The sequence below is a fragment of the uncultured Mycobacterium sp. genome (assembly GCF_964249325.1).
Taxonomy (GTDB): Bacteria; Actinomycetota; Actinomycetes; order Mycobacteriales; family Mycobacteriaceae; genus Mycobacterium.
The window spans coordinates 33,448-33,672 of sequence record NZ_CAXUCH010000021.1 but is presented as its reverse complement, the minus strand read 5'-3'; the positions used below and the strand labels follow the sequence as shown (position 1 = coordinate 33,672).

Annotated in this window: 1 pseudogene; it reads left to right on the top strand. The window is 68.4% G+C overall.

Annotated features, from left to right (window positions below):
* Positions 1–225 (top strand): annotated as a pseudogene (locus tag ACFE99_RS05040) (NAD-dependent epimerase); the annotation flags it as partial.

Genomic DNA, 225 nt, shown 5'->3' with positions numbered 1-225 from the left:
CCCCATACCCTTGGCGAGCTTCTGGGCGCACGACCCGTCAAGCTGCCGTTGCGTCCCATCCGGGCCGCGGTCGCCGCCGCATGGCGGTTGCATCTGCTGCCCGCCAGCCCCACGCTCGTCGACCTCGCCTTGAGCCTGCCGATCATGGACACCGAGCGGGCCCGCTGCGAACTGCAATGGAATCCGTCGCGAACGTCGCTGGATGCGATTCGCGAGTTCCTCGAC